Annotated in this window: 18 protein-coding genes; 13 read left to right on the top strand and 5 right to left on the bottom strand. The window is 70.5% G+C overall.

Annotation, left to right across the window (positions count from 1 at the left end; genetic code table 11):
* Positions 1-179 precede the first annotated feature (179 nt).
* Positions 180-1493 carry a nicotinate phosphoribosyltransferase gene (locus tag ON30_RS03895; protein ID WP_040704266.1) on the bottom strand — a complete coding sequence of 438 codons (1314 nt, stop codon included), beginning with the start codon at positions 1491-1493 and terminating at the stop codon, positions 180-182.
* Between the two features lie 140 nt (positions 1494-1633).
* Here ON30_RS03895 and clpS point away from each other — a divergent pair, with 140 nt between their 5' ends.
* The 10 genes from clpS to ON30_RS03945 all read left to right on the top strand — a co-directional run bounded on the left by clpS (position 1634) and on the right by ON30_RS03945 (position 8586).
* Positions 1634-1933 carry an ATP-dependent Clp protease adapter ClpS gene (gene clpS, locus ON30_RS03900; RefSeq protein WP_040704268.1) on the top strand — a complete coding sequence of 100 codons (300 nt, stop codon included), beginning with the start codon at positions 1634-1636 and terminating at the stop codon, positions 1931-1933.
* A gap of 45 nt (positions 1934-1978) precedes the next feature.
* Positions 1979-2548, top strand: a complete 570-nt coding sequence (aosR, locus tag ON30_RS03905) for an oxidative stress transcriptional regulator AosR (protein WP_040704270.1) — start codon at positions 1979-1981, stop codon at positions 2546-2548.
* Positions 2549-2564: 16 nt separating this feature from the next.
* On the top strand, positions 2565-3698 hold the full coding sequence (locus ON30_RS03910; RefSeq protein WP_083911123.1) for a P1 family peptidase: 1134 nt from the start codon (positions 2565-2567) through the stop codon (positions 3696-3698).
* 113 nt (positions 3699-3811) lie between these two features.
* Positions 3812-4246, top strand: a complete 435-nt coding sequence (locus ON30_RS03915) for a M67 family metallopeptidase (protein ID WP_040704272.1) — start codon at positions 3812-3814, stop codon at positions 4244-4246.
* Between the two features lie 42 nt (positions 4247-4288).
* A complete protein-coding gene (locus tag ON30_RS03920; protein ID WP_040704275.1) occupies positions 4289-4561 on the top strand; it encodes a MoaD/ThiS family protein in 273 nt (90 codons plus the stop codon).
* A gap of 7 nt (positions 4562-4568) precedes the next feature.
* Positions 4569-5531, top strand: coding sequence for a PLP-dependent cysteine synthase family protein (locus tag ON30_RS03925; protein ID WP_040704277.1), 963 nt, complete (start codon positions 4569-4571; stop codon positions 5529-5531).
* Between the two features lie 129 nt (positions 5532-5660).
* A complete protein-coding gene (locus ON30_RS03930; RefSeq protein ID WP_040704278.1) occupies positions 5661-6353 on the top strand; it encodes a rhomboid family intramembrane serine protease in 693 nt (230 codons plus the stop codon).
* 69 nt (positions 6354-6422) lie between these two features.
* The gene (locus ON30_RS03935; RefSeq protein WP_083911124.1) at positions 6423-7187 is read left to right on the top strand and encodes a cyclic nucleotide-degrading phosphodiesterase; all 765 of its coding nucleotides are present in this window, start codon (positions 6423-6425) and stop codon (positions 7185-7187) included.
* 20 nt (positions 7188-7207) lie between these two features.
* On the top strand, positions 7208-7978 hold the full coding sequence (gene rph / locus ON30_RS03940; protein WP_040704308.1) for a ribonuclease PH: 771 nt from the start codon (positions 7208-7210) through the stop codon (positions 7976-7978).
* Positions 7978-8586 carry a non-canonical purine NTP pyrophosphatase gene (locus ON30_RS03945; protein ID WP_169334870.1) on the top strand — a complete coding sequence of 203 codons (609 nt, stop codon included), beginning with the start codon at positions 7978-7980 and terminating at the stop codon, positions 8584-8586. The genes rph and ON30_RS03945 overlap by 1 nt, the downstream gene beginning before the upstream one ends.
* A 16-nt stretch (positions 8587-8602) precedes the next feature.
* Here the strand turns inward: ON30_RS03945 and ON30_RS03950 are convergent, their stop codons facing one another.
* The 4 genes from ON30_RS03950 to ON30_RS03965 form a co-directional block, all read right to left on the bottom strand.
* Positions 8603-8983, bottom strand: coding sequence for a DUF3817 domain-containing protein (locus ON30_RS03950; RefSeq protein WP_040704281.1), 381 nt, complete (start codon positions 8981-8983; stop codon positions 8603-8605).
* Positions 8980-9423 (bottom strand): transcriptional regulator, encoded by a 444-nt coding sequence (locus tag ON30_RS03955; protein WP_245553930.1) that lies wholly within the window; start codon positions 9421-9423, stop codon positions 8980-8982. Before ON30_RS03955 ends, ON30_RS03950 begins: the two co-directional genes overlap by 4 nt.
* 52 nt (positions 9424-9475) lie before the next feature.
* Positions 9476-10351 (bottom strand): oxidoreductase, encoded by an 876-nt coding sequence (locus tag ON30_RS03960; protein ID WP_040704284.1) that lies wholly within the window; start codon positions 10349-10351, stop codon positions 9476-9478.
* 157 nt (positions 10352-10508) lie between these two features.
* On the bottom strand, positions 10509-11909 hold the full coding sequence (locus ON30_RS03965) for a lipase family protein (protein WP_245553931.1): 1401 nt from the start codon (positions 11907-11909) through the stop codon (positions 10509-10511).
* A 162-nt stretch (positions 11910-12071) separates the two neighbouring features.
* On the opposite strand from ON30_RS03965, the gene ON30_RS03970 reads away from it, so the two are divergent.
* The 3 genes from ON30_RS03970 (at position 12072) to ON30_RS03980 (ending at position 15433) form a co-directional block, all read left to right on the top strand.
* Positions 12072-12701 (top strand): TetR/AcrR family transcriptional regulator, encoded by a 630-nt coding sequence (locus tag ON30_RS03970; RefSeq protein WP_245553932.1) that lies wholly within the window; start codon positions 12072-12074, stop codon positions 12699-12701.
* A gap of 70 nt (positions 12702-12771) precedes the next feature.
* The gene (locus ON30_RS03975) at positions 12772-14802 is read left to right on the top strand and encodes an MDR family MFS transporter (RefSeq protein WP_051028911.1); all 2031 of its coding nucleotides are present in this window, start codon (positions 12772-12774) and stop codon (positions 14800-14802) included.
* A 190-nt stretch (positions 14803-14992) separates the two neighbouring features.
* On the top strand, positions 14993-15433 hold the full coding sequence (locus ON30_RS03980) for an AMP-binding protein (RefSeq protein ID WP_040704287.1): 441 nt from the start codon (positions 14993-14995) through the stop codon (positions 15431-15433).
* Positions 15434-15576: the final 143 nt, after the last annotated feature.

Here is a 15576-nt window from a genome sequence, read left to right on the forward strand (position 1 = left end):
CGCGGTGTTCGTCGCCTACGTGGCCTACGCCTTGGCGAGTCTGGCGTTGGGCGCGGAGTTCGACAGCATCGACGACTGGATCTCGGTGGCGATCAAGGGATTCCTGGTCGGTGCGCTGTCGGTGGCCGCGGTGGAGTGGGTGGCCCGCCGTCGCGCCGGTCGCGACCGCTGAACCGCGCTCAGGGCAGGAAGGTGGTCGGGATCGCGGGTTCGCCCGCGGACAGTTTCAGCCCTTCCCACGGCAGACTGACCAACCCCCGCGCCACCAGTTCGCGGCTCTGGGCCAGATCGGGCAGACCGTCGACCACTTCGCCGTCGCGCACCAACGGGACGGGCAGCGGGCGGACCTCGAAGACGCCGCCGTCGGGGGCCGGTGCGCCGGCCGGGTGGACGATCTCCTCCACGACGGTGCCGGTCGGCCGGGCCAGGCGCACCGCGGTCTTGGTGCCGCCGCGCGACTGCTTGTGACTGCTGCGCTTGGCGACCGGGACGCCGTCGACCTCGACCAGTTTGTAGACCATGCCCGCCGTCGGCGCGCCGGAACCGGTGACCAGCGAGGTGCCTACGCCGTATAGGTCGACGGGTTCGGCGCGCAGTGCGGCGATGGCGTATTCGTCCAGATCGCCGGAGACCACGATGCGGGTGTTGCGCGCGCCGAGCGCGTCGAGTTGGTCGCGGACCTGGCGGGCGAGCACGCCCAGGTCGCCGGAGTCGATGCGCACGCCGCCCAGTTCCGGTCCGGCCACCTCGACGGCGGTGGCGACGCCTTCGGTGATGTCGAAGGTGTCGACCAGCAGCGTGGTGCCGACGCCGAGCGCGCGGACCTGGCTGCGAAACGCCTCGGCCTCGTGCGCGCCGTCCGCGCCGCTGTGCAGCAGGGTGAAGGCGTGCGCGCTGGTGCCCGCGCCGGGGACACCGAACTCGCGCACCGCCGCGAGGTTGGAGGTGGCGTCGAATCCGGCCAGGTAGGCCGCGCGCGAACAGGCGGGTGCGGCCAGTTCGTGGGTGCGCCGCGACCCCATCTCGATCATGCGGCGCCCGGCGGCGGCGCTGACCATTCTGGCCGCGGCCGAGGCGATGGCGCTGTCGTGGTTGAGCACCGACAGGATCAGCGTCTCCAGGACGACGCATTCGGCGAAGCCGCCGCGCACCGACAGGATCGGTGAACCCGGGAAGTACAGCTCGCCTTCGGGGTAGCCGTCGATCTCGCCGGTGAAGCGGTATTCGCGCAGCCAGTCGACGGTCTTCGCGTCCAGCAGCGAGTCGATCACCGCGAGTTCGGCCGGTCCGAACCGGAATCGGGTCAAGGCTTCGAGCAGGCGGCCGGTGCCCGCGACGACGCCGTAGCGGCGACCGTTGGGCAAACGTCGGGCGAAGACCTCGAAGGTGCAGCGGCGGTGTGCCGAGCCGTCGGCCAGCGCGGCGGCGAGCATGGTCAGTTCGTACTGGTCGGTCAGCAACGCGGTGCTGACGCGGCCCTCGTCGATCTCCACGGCGTCACTCTAGGCCGCGAACGGGCCGGTCGCGGGGCGGTGGGGCCGACCAGCGCGAACGTGTTCGCGGGACCGGTCCGGGTGTTGAGAATCCGGGGGCGAGTCGTACCCTGGAACCCATGGGCTCGTGCGAAACAGGTATGACGCTCTCGGTGCCGCAGGCGGTGCCGGAGACGGTCGAGCACACCGAGATCCTGGAGGCGGAGGACCGTCCGTGGGTGACGGTGGTCTGGGACGACCCGGTCAACCTGATGCACTACGTCACCTACATCTTCCAGAAGCTCTTCGGCTACACGAAGGCGAAGGCCACCGAGCTGATGTTGCAGGTGCACAACGAGGGCAAGGCCGTGGTGTCCTCGGGCTCGCGCGACAAGATGGAGCAGGACGTGCGCAGGCTGCACGCCGCCGGGCTGTGGGCGACCATGCAGCGAGACGACTGACCGGTAGGACTACCCTCGACGCCGTGCCGAACTGGAGCCGACGCCGTGCGTAAGTGGAGCAGGAAGAATTCCCTGGGCGGCCTCAAGCTGCGCACCGAGATGGACGCGCGCGAGGCCGGGGTGCTGCGGTCGCTGGTAGGCGCGGTGTCGGGTCTGCTGACCGAACGCGCGAGTTCGGCGCCCGAGGACGAACTCGCGGCGCTGACGGGTCTGCGCACCGGCAACGTCACTCCGCCGGAGGATCCGCGCCTGCGGCGGTTGCTGCCCGATTTCCACCACAGCGAACCGGGTTCGCCCGACGCCGAGCGCGCCGATCTCAACAGCGCGCTGCGCGGTCTGCACGAACCGGAGATCATCGACGCCAAACTGGCCGCGGGCGCGGTCGTGCTGGACACGCTGCCCGACGAGGGCGGCAAAGTGGTGCTGACCCCCGAGCAGGCCGACGCGTGGCTGACCGCGCTGACCGATGTCCGGTTGGCGTTGGGCACCGTGCTCGGCGTGGACGCCGACACCCCGGATCATCTCGAGCCCGACGACCCGCGCGGTCCGCATCTCGACGTCTACCACTGGTTGACGTGGATCCAGGATTCGCTGTTGGAGGCGCTCGCGCCCTGATCGGAAGGTGTCGTCGATGGCCGAGGTCCGATCGGGTTCGGTGACCGACGTGGTGGGTGTGTCGGTCGGCCACCACCATGTGCTCGACGCCGAGGTCACCCTCGGGGCGGGCGCGGCGGCGGGGTGCACGGTGGTGCACGTCCCCGGCGGCGCGACGGCGGCGGTGGACGTGCGCGGCGGCGGTCCCGGCACCAGGGAGACCGATCTGCTCGCGCCGAGCAACACGGTGCGCCGGGCGAATTCGATTCTGCTCACCGGCGGCAGCGCGTACGGTCTCGCGGCCGCGGACGGGGTGATGCGCTGGTTGGAGGAGCACGGCGAGGGCATCCCGATGGACCCGTCCGACGCGAGTCGGGTGGTGCCGATCGTGCCCGGCGCGGTGATCTTCGACCTGCCGGTCGGCGCGTGGGATCTCCGCCCGACCGCCGAATTCGGCTATGCGGCGGCCGCGGCCGCGGGGACGGAGTTCGCGCGCGGTTCGGTCGGCGCGGGCGTCGGGGCCAGGGCCGGGGCGATCAAGGGCGGGGTCGGCAGCGCGAGCGTCGTCCTGGGCGAGGGTCCCGCCGCGGGCGTGACGGTGGCGGCGTTGATCGTCGCCAATCCGGTCGGCTCGGTCTTCGATCCGCGCACCGGTCTGCCCTGGGGGACGGGGACCGACGGTCCCGAATTCTTCGGCCTGCGCCCGCCCGCCGCCGACGCGCTGGCCGCCGCGAACGCGCTGCCGGTCAAGGGCACGGTCCTGAACACGACGATCGGCGTGATCGCCACCGACGCCGCGCTGGATCCGGCCGGCTGTCATCGGCTGGCCACCACGGGCCACGACGGTCTGGCCCGCGCGATCCGCCCCGCGCATTCCCCGCTCGACGGCGACACCCTGTTCGCGCTGGCCACCGGGACGCGCACGACGCCGGGTCCGCCGCTGCCGCCGGCCTTCCCGCCGGACCTGCTGGTGCTGGACGCGCTGTGCACGGCCGCGGCGGTGTGCGTGGAGCGCGCGGTGGTCGACGCGATCCTGTCCGCGCGCTCGGTCGCGGGCATTCCCGCCTACCGTGACCTGTTCCCCGACGCGGGGGGCGACCTGTTCCCCGACGCGGGGGGCGACCTGTTCCCCGACGCGGGGGGCGACCTGTTCCCCGACGCGCGGGTGTGACCGGTTTCTCTCCGGCGGGGACCGGGCGCGGTCCGGGGGGAATACGCGAATATTGTCCTGAGTTGCGTACGTCGGGAGCCGTGACGCGCGCCGGTTGGTGAAAGGGTGGACTCGTGCTGGTGATCAGATCCGAGCTCGTGGAGGCGATGGTGGCCCACGCCCGCGCCGATCACCCCGACGAGGCGTGCGGCGTCATCGCCGGTCCCGAGGGATCGGACCGCCCGGAGCGGTTCATCGCCATGGTCAACGCCGAGCGGTCGCCGACGTTCTACCGGTTCGACTCCGGTGAGCAACTGAAGGTCTGGCGCGCGATGGACGACGCCGACGAGGTCCCGGTGGTCATCTACCACTCGCACACCGCCACCGAGGCATATCCGAGCCGCACCGACATCTCCTACGCCTCCGAGCCCGAGGCCCACTACGTGCTGATCTCCACCCGCGATCCCGAACGGCACGAACTGCGCAGCTATCGGATCGTCGCGGGCGAGGTCACCGAGGAACCGGTGCGGATCGTCGAGTCCTACGACGCGGCCGCCGCCCCCGCCTAGTCCCCACCCACCGGCCACCACGGTCGAAATCGAGGAGTACCCATGTCGGTAACCGTGTCCATCCCGACCATCATGCGCGGCCTCACCGGAGGCGAGAAGCGGGTGCAGGCCGACGGCGCGACGCTGTCGGCGCTGATCGCGGACCTGGAGACCAACCATCCCGGCCTGTCCGAGCGGCTGCTCAAGGACGGCAAGCTGAACCGGTTCGTCAACATCTACGTCGACGACGAGGACGTGCGCTTCGCCGGCGGCCTCGAGGCCGAGGTGCCCGAGGGCGCGTCGGTGACCATCCTGCCCGCCGTCGCCGGAGGCTGATTCCCGCGTGGCGCGCTACGAATCACTGATCGCGACCCTCGGCGACACCCCGCTGGTCGGTCTGCGGACGCTGTCGCCGAAGTGGGACGGCGAGGACCACGTGCGGCTGTGGGCCAAACTCGAGGACCGCAACCCGACCGGGTCGATCAAGGACCGGCCCGCGCTGCGGATGATCGAGCAGGCCGAGGCCGAGGGCCGACTGACCCCCGGCTGCACGATTCTCGAGCCGACCAGCGGCAACACCGGGATCTCGCTGGCGATGGCGGCCAAGCTCAAGGGCTATTCGCTGGTCTGCGTGATGCCGGAGAACACCTCGGTCGAGCGACGTCAGCTGCTCACCATGTTCGGCGCGCGGATCATCGACTCGCCCGCGGCGGGCGGCTCGAACCAGGCGGTCGCGCTGGCCAAGCAGATCGCGGCGGAGCATCCGGACTGGGTGATGCTCTACCAGTACGGCAACCCCGCCAACGCGCTGGCCCACTACGAGAACACCGGTCCCGAGATCCTGGCCGACCTACCGGAGATCACCCATTTCGTGGCGGGGCTCGGGACGACGGGCACGCTCATGGGCACCGGCCGGTACCTGAGCGAGAAGGTGCCGGGGATCGAGATCGTCGCCGCCGAGCCGCGCTACGGCGAACTGGTCTACGGCCTGCGCAACATCGACGAGGGATTCATCCCGGAACTCTACGACGAGACCGTGTTGACCAGCCGGTTCTCGGTCGGCCCGTACGACGCGGTCAAGCGGACCCGCGAATTGGTGCTGGAGGAGGGCATTTTCGCGGGCATCTCCACCGGCGCGATCCTGCACGCCGCGCTCGGCGTTGGGCGCAAGGTCCACCGAGCGGGCCTGCGCGCGGACATCGCCTTCGTGGTGGCCGACGGCGGCTGGAAGTACCTGTCGACCGGCGCGTACGACGGCACCCTCGAGGAGGCCGAGGAGCGGTTGGACGGTCAGCTCTGGGCCTGAGTTCCCGAGTACGCACGGCCTCTGTCACGCGGTGGGCGCGACGGAGGCCGTTTCGTATCCGGCGGACCGGCCCGGTGGGTCGGTACCCTCGATGACAGCGGTGCACGCCGCCGACGAGGAGGTTTCGCCATGACCGGAGGTGCGGGCCTCGGGCCGTCCTTCGACCCGAACCGGATCGCCGCGGGCCGCCCGGTGGGCGCGGGCGCGCGCAGGCCGGCGTGGTTCGCCGCGTTGTGGGCGCGCGCCGCGGCCACGATCCTCGGCTTCGTCGGCCTGCTGTACCTGATCGAGGGCTTCGACCAGATCGATGCCCGCGAACTCGACACCGCGGGCATCGAGCCGCGCACGGTCGACGGCCTGTCCGGCATCGTCTGGGCTCCCGTTCTGCACGGCGGCTGGGACCACCTGATGAGCAACACCCTGCCGCTGTTGGTCCTGGGGTTCCTGGTGCTGCTCTCCGGTGTCAAGCGCGGGTTGCTGGCGACCGCGGTGATCTGGGGCGTCGCCGGTGTCGGCACCTGGCTGACCGGCGGGACGGGCACCACCCACATCGGCGCGTCGTCGCTGGTGTTCGGCTGGTTGACCTATCTGATCTGCCGCGGCTGGTTCGCCCGCAACGTCGGGCAGATCCTGCTCGGGCTGGTCGTGTTGGTGCTCTACGGGTCGTTGCTGTGGGGTGTCCTGCCGGGCCAGACCGGAATATCTTGGCAGGGCCATCTTTTCGGGGCGATGGGTGGAGTGGTCGCCGGCTGGGTACTCTCTGGTGATGCACGCCGTAAACGTCGCGGGGATGAAGTACCGGAGTTCGTGTCGCCACGTTGAGCGTGCGCCCCGATCGGCAATTTGGGGGATCCTTTCGTGACCGAGAATTCGTCGTGGCAGCATGGGGGAATGCGCCTTACCGTCCTCGGGTGCTCGGGCAGTGTGTCCGGCCCGGACTCCCCAGCGTCGGGATACCTGTTGACCGGTCCGGACATGACACCGGTCGTGATCGATTTCGGTCCCGGCGTGCTCGGCGCGTTGCAGCGTCACGCCGACCCGGGTGAGGTCGACATCTTCCTGACCCACCTGCACGCCGACCACTGCCTGGATCTGCCGGGTCTGCTGGTGTGGCGGCGCTACCACCCCACCCCGCCGGTCGGCCGGGCGATCGTGCGCGGGCCGTCGGATTCGGCGCTGCGCATCGGCAACGCCTCCGCCGAGGTCGGCGGGGAATGCGACGACTGGTCCGACGTGATCGACCACCGCGCGTGGGTCGAGGGCGAGACGGTCGAATTCGGGCCCGGGCACACCGTGCTGGCGCGGCGGATGTTCCATCCGCCGGAGTCCTACGGGCTGCGCATCGTCACCGCGGCGGGCCGCACCTTCGTCTACACCGGCGACACCGCCATGTGCGACGCGGTCACCGAACTCGCCCAGGGCGCCGACATCCTGATGTCGGAGGCGTCCTGGACCCACGATCCGGCCAATCGGCCTCCGGGCATCCACCTTTCGGGCACCGAGGCCGGGCAGATCGCGGCGGCCGCCGGGGTCAAGGAACTGCTGCTCACCCACATTCCGCCGTGGACTTCGCGCGAGGACGTCATCGCCGAGGCGAAGGCCGTGTTCTCCGGCCCGGTACACGCCGTGGCCCCGGGGGAGACCTTCGAGATCTGAGCACCCGCTACGCTGTGCCCGTGTCGAGACGAGCCGATGGCAGGGCGGACGATGAGCTCCGCGAGGTACGGATCACCCGTGGATTCACCACGCATCCAGCCGGTTCGGTGCTGGTGGAGTTCGGGCAGACGCGGGTGATGTGCACCGCCAGCGCCACCGAGGGCGTGCCGCCGTGGCGGCGCGATTCCGGGCTGGGCTGGCTCACCGCCGAATACGCGATGCTGCCCGCCGCCACCCACACCCGTTCCGGCCGCGAATCGGTCAAGGGCAAGGTCGGCGGCCGCACCCAGGAGATCAGCAGGCTGATCGGGCGCTCGCTGCGGGCCTGTATCGACCTGGCGGCCATCGGCGAGAACACCATCGCCGTCGACTGCGATGTCCTGCAAGCCGACGGCGGCACCCGCACCGCGGCGATCACGGGCGCGTACGTGGCGCTGGTCGACGCGGTCACCTACTTGGGCGCGGCGGGCAGGCTCGCCGATCCGCAGCCGATCTCGTGCGCGATCGCCGCGGTGAGCGTCGGCGTGGTGGACGGGCGGGTGCGTCTGGACCTGCCCTACGAGGAGGATTCGCGCGCCGAGGTGGACATGAACGTGGTGGCCACCGACACCGGCACCCTGGTCGAGGTGCAGGGCACCGGCGAGGGCGCGACCTTCCCGCGCTCCACCCTGGACAAGCTGCTCGATTCCGCGTTGGCCGGCTGCGAGCGGTTGTTCGCGGTGCAGAAGGAGGCGCTGGCGCTGCCCTATCCCGGCGTGCTGCCCGAGCCCGGCGCCGCGAAGCGCAAGTGATGGTTCGCCTGCTGGTCGCCAGCCGCAACGCGAAGAAACTGGTGGAGTTGCGCCGCATCCTGGACGACGCGGGTGTGGCGGGGATCGAGGTCGTCGGCCTCGACGACGTCCCGACCTATCCGGAGGCCCCCGAGATCGGGGCGACCTTCGAGGAGAACGCGCTGGCCAAGGCCCGCGACGGCGCGGCGGCCACCGGGTTGGCCTGTGTGGCCGACGATTCCGGCCTGGAGGTGGACGCCCTGAACGGCATGCCGGGGGTGCTCTCGGCACGCTGGTCGGGCCGCCACGGTGACGACGCCGCCAACAACGCCCTGCTGCTGGGTCAGCTCGGCGACGTTCCCGACGAGCGGCGCGGCGCGCGGTTCGTGTCCACCTGCGCCCTGGTGACGCCCGATGGTCGGGAGACGGTGGTGCGCGGCGAATGGCCGGGCACGCTGCTGCGTAACCCGGTCGGGGAGGGCGGTTTCGGCTACGACCCGCTGTTCGTGCCCGACGGCGGCACGGTCACGGCGGCGCAGCTCAGCCCCGCGGAGAAGGACGCCGCCTCGCATCGCGGTCGGGCGCTGCGGTTGCTGCTGCCGGAGTTGGCGGCGCTGGCCGGGAACTGAGGCCCGGCCGTCCGGTTCAGAGCCCGTACTCCCGCTTGACCTTCGCGGCGTTGACGTGTTCGACGTAGAACGACAGCAGCGGGACGGTGCCCGCGAGCAGCGTGCCCGCGGTGCGCAGCTTGCTCCAGCGCACCTTGACCGCGAGGTCGGCGGTGACCAGCAGGTAGACGAAGTAGACCCAGCCGTGCACCATGGCGATCCAGCTCGGCGGGTTCATGTCGAAGCCGTATTTGGCGATCATCTCGCCGGTGAGCAGCAGCAGCCACAGACCGGTGAACCAGGCCAGCGCGCGGTAGCGCAGCAGCGCGCCCGCGATCTTCGGGTTCGCGGCCGGTTTCGCGGTGGGGCCCGCCCCGGCGGCGGACGCGGCCTGGGCCGGGTTGTCGGTGGCGCTCAACCGGCGCTCCTCTCGGTGTCGCGGGTGGTCGGACCCGCACGGTGGCCGCTGCCCTCGGCGAGCGCGGCGGTGTCCTCGGCGTGCAGCGCGGCCAAGTAGCGGTTGTACTCCTCGAGGACCGGGTCGTCCGCGCGCGCGGCCTTCGGTCGTTCGGGCAGCAGGCCCGCCGGGATCTCGCTCGGCGTCGCGACGCGCGAGGGGCGGGCGGGCCGCGACTCCTCGCTGGACTCCTCGGCTTCGCTCTCCAGGCGCACGAAGCGGAAGTAGGCGAAGACCGCGAAGGCGGCGAACAGCGGCCATTGCAGGGCGTAGCCGAGATTCTGCGCGGTGCCGCTCGCCGACTCGAAGCGCTCCCACTGCCACCAGCCCAGGGCCAGGAAGGCGAGCGCGGCCACCACCACGAGGGCGATCGGGGCCGGGCGACGATGAGGGGCGGGCACGCCTACCACGGTACCCGTCTACTACAGCGACCGTAGGAGCAGGTCGCCGGGCTCAGAGGGGGTAGGTGACGCCGGTCATCCGCTCGGATTCGGTCCACAGCCGCAGCCACAGGTCCTTGTCGCGCGACAGCCTGGTGGACGGGGCCGATTCGACCGGGCCCTGGCTCTGCATGAGTCGCGTCGGCCCCCAGTACTTGGTGGGGTCGGCGTCGGGCATGGTGGCCGCGAACAGGCTCGAATGCGCGGCCTTGGCGGGGGAGTGGCCGACGATCTTGATGAAGGGCTTGCTGATGAGGTCGAGCGGGGTCTCGGAGTGGGCGAACAGGTCCGTGGCCGAGACGCCGGGGTGCACGCCGTAGGAGCGTTTGGTCGATCCGGCCTCGGACAGGCGGCGCTGGAGTTCGCGCGCGAACATCAGATTCGCCAGTTTGGCCTGCGCGTAGGCGAAATTGCGTTGGTAGCGCCGGTTCTCGTAGTTCAGGTCGTCGACGTGGAACTTCGGCAACTGCTTGTGGGCGATGCTGGACACCGTCACCACGCGGTCGGTGATGCGGTCCAGCAGCAGACCGGTGAGCGCGAAGTGACCGAGATGGTTGACGCCGAACTGGGTTTCGAACCCGTCCTTGGTCCGGGAGAACGGGACGTACATGATGCCCGCGTTGTTGACGAGCACGTCGACGGCGGGGGCTTCCTCGGCGAAGCGGCGGATCGAGGACAGGTCGGCGAGATCCAGTGCGGCCGTGCGCACGTCGCCGGGGATGCCCGCCGCGACCTCGGTGGCCTTGGCGACGTTGCGGCAGGCCATGATGACGGTGGCCCCCTTGCTCGCCAGCACCTTGGTCGTCTCGGCGCCGAGGCCGCCGTTCGCGCCGGTGATCACGAAGGTGCGCCCGGTCTGGTCCGGGATCTCAGTAGGTTTCCACGCCATGCGGCAACCTTACTTCGGAGTAAGTTGTGGCGGAAGACAGCGGGCCGAATTGGCTCAGACAATCTGTCGGCGGCCGTCGTGACAGCGTGATCGCCCCAGAGAATACGCGCGCGGGACGCCCGACACCCACCGGACGGGACATCCCGCGCGCGCCGGGTCAGCGGCCCGCGCCGAGAGGCGCGCCGAACGCGGCGGCCACCGTGACGCCGACGACCTCGCCCCACACCTGCCAGGTCGCCGGATCCAGGGCCATCGAACCCACGTCGGTGGTCGAACAGCCCGCGGGCGCGGGCACGCCGTCGAATCGGTCCCGCAGCCACAGCATCGCGCGCGGCGCGCCGATGGGGTCCAGCGTCAGGTGCTCGCTGAAGTGGTCGCGGGTGTAGGTGACCCGCGCGTCGGGATCGGCGCAGTAGGTGTCCACCAAGGTGTTCACCGGCCCGACCGGGATCAGCCAGTCCATGTTGGCCTGGAACAGGAACAGCGGCACGGTGGGAACCCGCTGTCCCATCCGGGTTTTCGCGAGGGTTTCGCGCACGCCGGGATCGGCGAAGGGGTCGGCGTCGAGCATGCCCAGGTTGTCGCCGAACGGGAACAGCGCCGACTGGTAGGCCGCGCACAGTTGGTCCTTGGCCGCCATCATGAACCGGCCGAGCGGGTCGGCGTGCCGTTCGAGGAACTCGCGCAGCGCCGGGTACTCGCGGGAGACGCCGAGCACGCCCGCCATGATCAGGCCGGAGGACAGGTTGCCGTTGGCCAGGCGCAGGGCGGCCTCCAGATCGGCGGGGATGCCGCCCGCGGCCACGCCGACGATATTCAGTTCGGGCGCGTAGTCGGCGGCGAGTTCGGCGGCGTGGCCCGTCGCGATCGCCCCGCCGGAGTAGCCCATGAGGCCGACCCTGGTGGGTGTGCCGGACAGTGCCATCGGGGTGAAGTTCTCCGCGGCGCGGATGCCGTCCAGGGTGATCCGACCTGCCAGCGGTCCGGCGGCGTAGGCCGAATCCGGGCCCTGGTGGTCGGGAACGACCACGGCCCAGCCTTGCGCCAGCGCGGCCTGGACCTCCAGGAATTGCGCCGCCACCAGGATCGATCCGGTCAGCGGCGCCGGGATCGAGCCCATCTGCAACTGGTAGGAGGGCATGCAGTAGTTGCCGGTGGAGTCCTCGGCGATCTGGTAGGAGAACAGCGGCCGGTCCGGGACGTGGCCGCGCGGTTTGATCACCGTCGCGACCGCCGCGATCGGTTCGCCGCGGGTGTCGGTGGAGCGGTAGGACAGTTGCCAGGCGTCGACATTGACCGGCAGCAGCGACAGGTTCGCCAGGTTGACCTGGCGCGCCGCGATGATCTCGCCCGGCGCGCGGTCGGCGTAGGTCTGCGGGGCGGGTCGGTAGAAGGCCGGGTCGAACGCGGGCGGAAGGGGCGGGACGGGGAAGGGGAGCGCCGGTTGCACGGCGGTGTCGCCGGTGGGTTGCGCGGCCGTCGGTGCGGCGAGGACGAACGGCACGGTGGCGACGAGCGCGACCAGCGCCGCCAGCAGCTTCGATGCGTGCTTTGCCAAGGGAACCTCGATCGTTGACGGACCCCCATTAGTGAGCCCGATCGGTTTCAGAATGGACCGGAGTATGCCCCGAACATGACCTCGATCACAACCGCCCCCCGCTGTCGTGCGCGGTACGTGCGCGATCCGTCCAGGTGGGTCCGGCTCCGATACCGTGGAGTGGTGACGATCGTGGGCAGGCAGTACGGCGGGCGCGCCGTCGCCGAACGCAAGGCCGAGCGCAGGGTCCGTTTCCTGGACGCGGCCACCCGCCTGTTCGCCGAACGCGGGTACACCGACTGTTCGCTGGCCGATGTCTGCGCCGCCGCCGGACTCTCCAAACGGCAGTTCTACGAGGAGTTCGAGACCCGCGAGGACGTCCTCGCGGCCGCCTACGACCGTGTCCAGGACGATGCCGCCGCCGCGGTGCTCGGCAGCCTCGCCGACCTCGATCCGCGCTTCGACCCGGAGACCGCGATCCGGGCCATCGTCACCTCCTACGTCGGGTCGATCGGGTCGGACCCGTATCGCGCCAAACTCGCCTTCACCGAGGTCGTCGGCGTCAGCGAACGCATGGAGCGGCACCGCCGCGAACGCAGGCACGCCTGGGCTTCGGTCATCGAGTCCACCGTGGTGCCCATGGTGCTGCCCGGCGGGCGCGTCCGGGGTTTGCCGGGTATGGCCGCCAGCGCCCTGATCGGCGCCATCAACGGGCTCGCGCAGGAGTGGTTGCTGGCCCAGCCGCGCCCCTCCCTCGACGGCTTGGTGGAACTCCTCGTTCCGCTGGCGCTCTCCCTGGTGGAGAAGCCCTGACGGCAGCACATCGGTGAATTAGCCACCGTTTTGCCCACCCGTGCCCAGAGTGGCGGACGATACTGAACCGATGACCGGTGCGGTGGATGTCGAGAAGTCGCCAGAACCGCTGAGCAAGGCCCGCACCAACATCGTGTTCGTCACGATCGTGCTCGGCATGCTGATGGCCGCACTCGACCAGACCATCGTGTCCACGGCGCTGCCGACCATCGTCGCCGACCTCGGCGGCGCGGGCCACATGGCCTGGGTGGTGACCGCCTACTTGCTGGCCGAGGCGGTCTCGACCATTCTGGTCGGCAAACTCGGCGACCTGTTCGGGCGGAAGCTGATCTTCCAGATCAGCGCCGTGGTGTTCATCGCGGGTTCGATGCTGGCCGGCCTGTCCAACGGGATGCTGCTGCTGATCATCGCCCGCGCGATCCAGGGCGTCGGCGCGGGCGGGCTCATGGTGACCTCCATGGCGCTGATCGCCGACACCATCCCGCTGCGCGATCGCGGTAAGTACCAGGGCGCGCTCGGCGCGGTCTTCGGCGTCACCACCGTGATCGGGCCGACGCTGGGCGGACTGTTCACCGACCACGCGAGTTGGCGGTGGTGCTTCTACGTCAACGTCCCGGTCGCGGTGATCATGATCCTGATGGCCGCGCGCACCATCCCGCACGTGCGGGCGATGGCCAAACCGATCATCGACTACGCGGGCATCGGCGCGGTGGCGCTGGGCGTGTCGTGTCTGATCCTGGGCCTGGAATGGGGCGGCCAGGAGTATCCGTGGGCGTCCTGGCAGGTCATCGGCTTGTTCCTGGCCGCGGCCGTGTTCCTGGCCGCCTTCGTCGCGATCGAACTGCGCGCCGAGGAACCGACGCTGCCGATGCGACTGTTCCGCAGCAATGTGTTCACGGTCTGCTCGATCCTGAGTTTCATCGTCGGCTTCGCCATGCTCGGCTCGATGACCTATCTGCCCGCCTACCTGCAATACGTGGACGGCATCTCGGCGACCGCGTCCGGCGTGCGCACGCTGCCGCTGGTGGCGGGACTGTTCCTCACCTCGATCCTGTCGGGACAGATCGTCGGCCGGACCGGCCGCTACCGGTACTTCCCGATCGCGGGGACCGCCGTGATGGCGTTGGGCCTGTACCTGATGTCGACCATGGGACGCGGGACGAGCGTCTGGCTGGAATCGCTGTACATGCTGATCCTGGGCCTGGGCATCGGTCTGGCCATGCAGGTGCTCACCATCGTCGTGCAGAACACCGTCCCGTACGCCGATCTCGGCACCGCGACCTCCGGGGTCACCTTCTTCCGCACGCTGGGCAGCGCCTTCGGCACGGCGGTCTTCGGCACCCTCTACAGCAGTCAGCTCACCCCGGGACTCGAGGAGGCGATCCCGCGGGCGCAGGTACCGCCGCAGGTCGCGGAGAACCCCGACGCGTTGCGCGCCCTGCCCGAGGCGCAGGTCGCCCCGATCATCGACGCCTACGCCGAGGCGATCGACTTCGTGTTCCTGTGGGTGGTGCCGGTCGCGCTGCTGGGGTTCGTGGTGGCCTGGTTCCTGAAGGAGGTCCCGCTGCGCGACAGCGCGCGGGCCGGGGCCGGTGACGTCGGGGAGGGCTTCTCGGTGCCGTCGAGTTCGGACCGCCTGGCCTTGCTGGAACGGTCGGTGTCGGCGACCCTGCGCCGGGCGCGCCGCGACGGTCCGGTGATGCCGCGCATGCTGGCCGACGCGGGCAGCGGACTCAGCCGCGGGGAGGCGTGGGCGATCGGGCAGGTGCTGCTGCACGACAAGTTCCGCGGCGCGGCCACCGTGGACTCGATCGCGCGGGCGCACCGGGTGCCCGAGGAGGTCATCGAACCGATCTTCGTGCGCGTCATCGGGGGCGGTTTCGTCGAGGCCGAGGACGGACTGCTGCGGCTGACGGTGGCGGGGCAGGCCGAGGTGGACCGGGTGCTCGCGGCGTGGCGGCACTGGCTCGGCGCGCGCCTGGACACCGTCGACGACCGCGACCCGGCCGACCGGGCCCTGCTGGACCGTGCGCTGGCCAACATCGCCGCGAAGGTGCTCGAGGAGCAGTTGCACGAGGAGGACACCGTCACGGTGGCGTGAGGGTGCCGGGACGGCTCACCCCCTCCCGGTTCCGCGTATTTCCCCAGGTGGCGGCGGGGACCAAAGGTGGGGATTCGTGCACCCTCGGTGGGTGGTGCGGCAGCACTGGGGTTGCTGTCGGGTGTCCGGTTTTCGGGCGAAAGTAGTGACAGACCCGATCACCGAAGGACACATCCCGAGGGAGCCCACCATGTACTCGACCACCGACACCACCGCCCGCACCACCGACCTGGCCCTGGTCGAGGCGAGCGATCCGACCGCCGTCGCGGTGTCGGTCGGCGACTGCGCACTGACCTACCGCGAACTCGACGCCTGGTCCAACCGGTTGGCGCGGGTGCTGCTGGCCATGGGCGCCCGCCCCGACATGCGCATCGCGGTGGCCGTCGAGCCCGCCATCGAAGCCGAGGTCACCCGCCTGGCGATCGCCAAGATCGGCGCGAACGCGGTGGACGGCGATCTGGCGCCCTTCGGCGTCGAACTGGGCGTCACCACCGAGGCGACCCGGGTGCGGCTGTCGAATTCGGTGCGCTGGCTGGTCCTGGACGACCGCTCCACCCTGGTCCGCTACATGACCGGTTCGGACGCGCCGCTCACCGACGCCGACCGGATGCCGATGGCCAACGCGTCCTGACGGCGGACCCGATCGGAATCGGCGGCACCCCTCTCCGCCGATTCCGATTTCGGCCGGTACGCACCGGTACCACAATCGCGTAGCGCTCCCTCGAATTCCCGGATATCGCGACCGGACCCGGAGATAGTATTTCCCCGGGAAAG

This window comes from Nocardia takedensis NBRC 100417 (assembly GCF_000308695.1).
Classification (GTDB): Bacteria; Actinomycetota; Actinomycetes; order Mycobacteriales; family Mycobacteriaceae; genus Nocardia; species Nocardia takedensis.

Excerpts from the sequence above, each read along its gene's own strand:
- ON30_RS03930 (WP_040704278.1), top strand. The coding sequence starts at position 5,661 with ATGACCGGAGGTGCGGGCCTCGGGCCGTCCTTCGACCCGAACCGGATC.
- ON30_RS03935 (WP_083911124.1), top strand. The coding sequence starts at position 6,423 with ATGCGCCTTACCGTCCTCGGGTGCTCGGGCAGTGTGTCCGGCCCGGAC.
- ON30_RS03945 (WP_169334870.1), top strand. The coding sequence starts at position 7,978 with ATGGTTCGCCTGCTGGTCGCCAGCCGCAACGCGAAGAAACTGGTGGAG.
- ON30_RS03975 (WP_051028911.1), top strand. The coding sequence starts at position 12,772 with ATGACCGGTGCGGTGGATGTCGAGAAGTCGCCAGAACCGCTGAGCAAG.
- ON30_RS03910 (WP_083911123.1), top strand. The coding sequence starts at position 2,565 with ATGGCCGAGGTCCGATCGGGTTCGGTGACCGACGTGGTGGGTGTGTCG.
- ON30_RS03920 (WP_040704275.1), top strand. The coding sequence starts at position 4,289 with ATGTCGGTAACCGTGTCCATCCCGACCATCATGCGCGGCCTCACCGGA.
- ON30_RS03980 (WP_040704287.1), top strand. The coding sequence starts at position 14,993 with ATGTACTCGACCACCGACACCACCGCCCGCACCACCGACCTGGCCCTG.
- ON30_RS03960 (WP_040704284.1), bottom strand. The coding sequence starts at position 10,351 with ATGGCGTGGAAACCTACTGAGATCCCGGACCAGACCGGGCGCACCTTC.
- clpS (WP_040704268.1), top strand. The coding sequence starts at position 1,634 with ATGACGCTCTCGGTGCCGCAGGCGGTGCCGGAGACGGTCGAGCACACC.